This window comes from Rhodococcus sp. CX (assembly GCF_015865005.1).
GTDB lineage: Bacteria > Actinomycetota > Actinomycetes > Mycobacteriales > Mycobacteriaceae > Rhodococcus.
This window is the reverse complement of sequence record NZ_JADZGH010000027.1, coordinates 1-4,097: the sequence shown is the minus strand read 5'-3', so window position 1 is coordinate 4,097 and position 4,097 is coordinate 1. Positions and strand designations below refer to the sequence as shown.

The 4,097-nt window shown below is 71.2% G+C and carries 4 protein-coding genes; 2 read left to right on the top strand and 2 right to left on the bottom strand.

The window, feature by feature from the left end; all coding sequences use genetic code 11:
• Both I0Q12_RS02470 and I0Q12_RS02465 read right to left on the bottom strand, forming a co-directional pair.
• A partial coding sequence (locus I0Q12_RS02470) for a DUF6542 domain-containing protein (protein ID WP_197250444.1) occupies window positions 1-689 on the bottom strand: 689 nt, incomplete at its 3' end.
• A gap of 23 nt (window positions 690-712) precedes the next feature.
• Complete coding sequence (locus I0Q12_RS02465; protein ID WP_197250443.1) at window positions 713-1,876, bottom strand: DNA recombination protein RmuC; 1,164 nt, start codon at window positions 1,874-1,876, stop codon at window positions 713-715.
• Window positions 1,877-1,963: 87 nt separating this feature from the next.
• Here I0Q12_RS02465 and I0Q12_RS02460 point away from each other — a divergent pair, with 87 nt between their 5' ends.
• Both I0Q12_RS02460 and I0Q12_RS02455 read left to right on the top strand, forming a co-directional pair.
• Entirely contained in the window at window positions 1,964-3,139 is a 1,176-nt protein-coding gene (locus I0Q12_RS02460; RefSeq protein ID WP_197250442.1) for an exonuclease SbcCD subunit D, read from the top strand.
• Window positions 3,136-4,097: AAA family ATPase (locus I0Q12_RS02455; protein ID WP_197250441.1), on the top strand; the 962-nt coding region annotated here is incomplete at its 3' end. The genes I0Q12_RS02460 and I0Q12_RS02455, both read left to right, overlap by 4 nt.

Genomic DNA, 4,097 nt, shown 5'->3' with positions numbered 1-4,097 from the left:
CGCTCCGCGCTCTGCCGGGTGCGGGCGGGTGCGGCCGCGGTCCGCGGCCGCCGGCCGGGTTCGTCGACGACCTCGCGACGGGGAGCGGTCGCGCTTCCGGATGCCTTCTGCTCGGCCGGGCGCGAGCTCCTGACCGCAGCGCTCCTCACCGCCGCGCCCTTCGAGGCAGCGCTCTTGGACGCAGGGCTCTTGGACACAGTGCCCTTGAATGCGGCGGGTCGGGACCTCTTCGCCCCGCCGGAACGATTCGCCGTCTCCTGCTGGGCCATGTAGATCCGGACACCACCGATGATCAGCACCGCCGCGGTGGCAACGAACATCGCGGGGAACCGGTTCACCAGCGGATACGCCACGTTCAGCGCGAGATCCCGCAGGCCGGAGCCGCTCGATTCGAACAGCAACTCCTGGGCGAGGGGAATCGCCGCCACCAGCAGCAGCGGAGGCTGTGCCATCGCGGTGAACACACCGCGCTGCTGCACCGCGACGACCGCGGCGATGCATCCGAGGACATAGAAGACGGAGAAGACCGTCGTCAGCTCGTCACCGCGGAACGAGTCGATCAACGCACCGAGCAGAGTCGCCCCGGCGGCAATGACGACGGCACCCCACCAGGGCACTCCGGGCATGGTCGGAGCGAGCGAGCGCATGTCGAGCGCCACCGCCGGGCGAGCACGTTGGGATGCAGACACACATAGACAGTAGACCCACCGACTCAGATTGCTTCGTCGACGGCACCGGCCGGATCCGGGTTTTCGGTCAGGGTGGCGCGCCGCGGCCACGCGTCGACCCGACGCACCTCGGGCACGTCGCCGTCGAAGATCTCCAGTTCGCTGAGCTTCCGGGCCGTCACCCCGACACGTGTCTCCATCGACGACACCGTCTGATTGAACGAATCGACCGCCTTGCCCAGTTGCGCGCCGAGCCGGTCGAGGTGACTGCCCACGGTGCCGAGCCGCTGATACAACTCGCGGCCGAGCCGGTGGATCTGCGCGGCGTCGCGCGACAGTGCCTCCTGCCGCCATGTGTGCGCGATGGTGCGCAGCAACGCCACCAGCGTCGTGGGTGTCGCGAGGATCACGTTCCGGCCGAACGCGTACTCCAGCAGACCCGAGTCCGCGGTGAGCGCAGCGTCCAGGAACGGATCGCCCGGCACGAACAGCACCACGAATTCGGGCGTCGGGTCGAACGACTCCCAGTACGCCTTCGCGGACAACTGGTCGATGTGGGTGCGCAGCTGCCGAGCATGCCGTGCCAGGTGCCGATCGCGTTCGGCGACGTCCTCTTCCTGCGCCGCGTCGAGGTACGCGGCGAACGGGACCTTCGCGTCGACGACGATCTGCTTGCCGCCTGCCAGGTAGACGAGCAGATCAGGTCGCACCCCCTCGGCGGCGACCTGCGTGTCGAAATCGCAGTGCCGGACCATCCCGGCCAGTTCCACCACCCGCTCGAGCTGGATCTCACCCCACCGGCCGCGGATCTGCGGGGCCCGCAGCGCCGTCACGAGCTGCTGGGTCTGCTGCGACAGCGACAGCGACGCCCGGTGCATGCCCTCAACCTGCTCGGTCAGACCGGCATACGCGTGGACCCGATTGCGTTCGACGTGCTCGACCTGACGGGCCAGCGCGCCCACCGCCTCCTGCAGCGGCCCCACCAGCCGCGACACCTGCTCGCCGATCGCGCCGGACTGCCGGCGCGCCGCGTCCTCGCTGACCGCGCCGAGCGACTGCCGCAACTGCGTCTCGTTGTCCCGCAGCGCCGCGAGCTGCGCCTCGGCGCGCGCGGTCCGGTCGCCGATCCGCGACGCCTGCGCCAGCCACCCCAGCCCGAACCCGAGAACGAGCGCCACGATCAGCCCGAGTGCCGTGAGAGCAGTCATGAGGCGGATGATGCCGCACGGGACCGACATGCGCGGGGCACTCACCCCGAACCGGACGTGTCGGTGCGGTCCTCTACGGTCGTCGCCATGCGGATCCTGCACACCTCCGACTGGCACATCGGCCGCACCTTCCACGGTGTGGACCTGCTGGGAGACCAGGCGCGCGCCCTGACCGCGATCGCCGAACTGGTCGCCGAGCGCAGCGTCGACGTCGTGGTCGTGCCCGGCGACGTGTACGACCGGTCGATCCCCAGCTCCGACGCGGTAGCGGTGTGCAACGCCGGGTTGGAGGCGATCCACGAGGCGGGCGCGGTCATCGTCGCGACCTCCGGCAACCACGACTCGCCGGTGCGGCTCGGTGCCGGCGCCGCGTTCGCCGCCAAGGGGGGACTGCACCTGATCACCAAGGTCGCCGACGTGGACCGCCCGGTGATCGTCGACGACGAGCACGGTCCGGTCGCGTTCTACGGCATCCCCTATCTCGAGCCGGAGATCACCCGAGCCGAACTGGGCGTGCCCAAGGCCCGCTCCCACCAGGAGATCCTCGACGCCGCGATGGGCCGGGTCCGCGCCGACGCCGAGATCCGCGGCGGCCGGACGGTGCTGCTCGCGCACGCGTTCGTCGTCGGGGCGGAGGCGACCGGTTCGGAACGGTCCATCTCGGTCGGCGGTGTCGAAACCGTGTCCGCGTCCGCGTTCGACGGCATGGACTATGTCGCCCTCGGGCACCTGCACTCCCCGCAGACCGTCGCCGAGCACGTGCGTTACTCCGGGTCACCGCTGCCGTACTCCTTCGGCGAACGCAGTCACCGCAAGGCGGTGTGGCTCGTCGACCTCGACGCGACCGGCGTGGCGTCGGTCGAACGGGTCGAGCTCCCCGTCGTGCGGGGCCTGAGCCAGCTGTCCGGAACACTCGAGGATCTGCTCGCCGATCCCGAGCACGCCGCTGCGGAGGACCACTACGTCGCGGCCGAGCTGACCGACGCGGTTCGGCCGCTCGATGCGATGCGACGGCTGCAGACCCGGTTCCCGCACGCGGTGCACGTCGTCTGGAACCGCCCCGACACGACGTCGGGAACCAGCTACCGGGAGAAGGTGCACGGCCGCAGCAACCTCGACGTCGCGTGCGCGTTCCTGACGGACGTGCGGTCGGAGCCGTCGCAGCGGGACGCCCGCTGGATCGAACAGGCGCTGCGCGAGGCCGACCGCGTAGGCGCGGACAAGATCGCGGCCGCCGACGAGGTCGTGGAGGTGTCGGCGTGAGGCTGCACGCACTCGAAGTCACCGCGTTCGGGCCGTTCGCAGACACGGTCCGGGTCGACTTCGACGAACTCGGCGCCGACGGGCTGTTCCTGCTGCACGGCCGCACCGGAGCGGGCAAGACCTCGATCCTCGACGCGGTCGCGTTCGCGCTGTACGGGACGGTGCCCGGTGCGCGCGCCGAGGGGCGCCGGCTGGTGTCCGATCACGCCGCCGCCGGTGCCGTCCCGAAGGTGATGCTCGAGGCCACCATCGCCGGCCGACGCCTGCGGATCGTGCGCAGCCCCGAATACGAACGCCCGAAGCTGCGCGGCACCGGCACGACCAAGGAGAAGGCGAAGGCGACGCTGACCTGGCTGGACGGGTCGGGGCAGAACCTGTCGCGGCACGAGGACATCGGCGAGGTGATCGGGGCACTGCTCGGCATGAGCGCGGCTCAGTTCTTCCAGGTCGTCCTGCTGCCCCAGGGGGAGTTCGCGAAGTTCCTCCGGGCCGACAGCAAGGAACGCGGCGCGCTGCTCGAGCGGCTGTTCGACACGACGCTCTTCGGCGGTGTCGAGAAATGGTTCCGCGAGCGGGCCGCTGCCGGTGCGAAGAAGCTCGCCGAACAGCAGAAGAAGGTCGACGTGCTCAGCGCGAAGGTCGACGCGGCGGCCGGGATCGAGGCCGGTGCCGACGCCGACCCGGTCGGGTGGGCGCGCAAGCTGCGCGAGGACGCCGTCGACACCCGGGACAGCATGATCGTCGCGCTGGACACCGCCCGCGACGCGGAGCGCAGCGCCCGCGCGGAACTCGAGGAGGCGGTCGCGCTGGCCCGTCGCCTGGAGCGCCGCGCCGCCGCACAGTCCGAACTCGCGGCCCTCGACGCCACTGCGGACGAGCGGGCCGCGCTGGCCGCCGAGAGGGCGGCCGCGCTGCGGGCGGCGCCGGTCGCGGTGACCGGTGAGGAATCCCGCCGCGC